Here is a 379-nt window from a genome sequence, read left to right on the forward strand (position 1 = left end):
AATCCCAGGGCTACCAAAACGGTGCGATCTACTGGACCGCAGCGACCGGCGCCCAAATCTCATCCGGTGTCATCCGCGACGCCTGGGCCGCCCAAGGCTGGGAATCCGGGCCCCTCGGCTACCCCACCACCGACGTGAAGACCGCCGCGAACGGAGCCAAATCCCAGGGCTACCAAAACGGTGCGATCTACTGGACCGCAGCCAACGGCGCCCGCATCTCTACCGGGGCGATCCGCGACGCCTGGGGCGCCCAAGGCTGGGAATCCGGGCCCCTCGGCTACCCCACCACCGACATACGGACCGCCGCGAACGGAGCCAAATCCCAGGGCTACCAAAACGGTGCGATCTACTGGACCGCAGCGACCGGCGCCCAAATCTC

The 379-nt window shown here is 67.0% G+C and carries 1 protein-coding gene; it reads left to right on the forward strand.

Annotation, left to right across the window (positions count from 1 at the left end; genetic code table 11):
* Window positions 1–379: LGFP repeat-containing protein (locus AC1DC5_RS19065; protein WP_476866202.1), on the forward strand; the 379-nt coding region annotated here is incomplete at both ends.

This window comes from Arthrobacter sp. 10L424 (assembly GCF_056395325.1).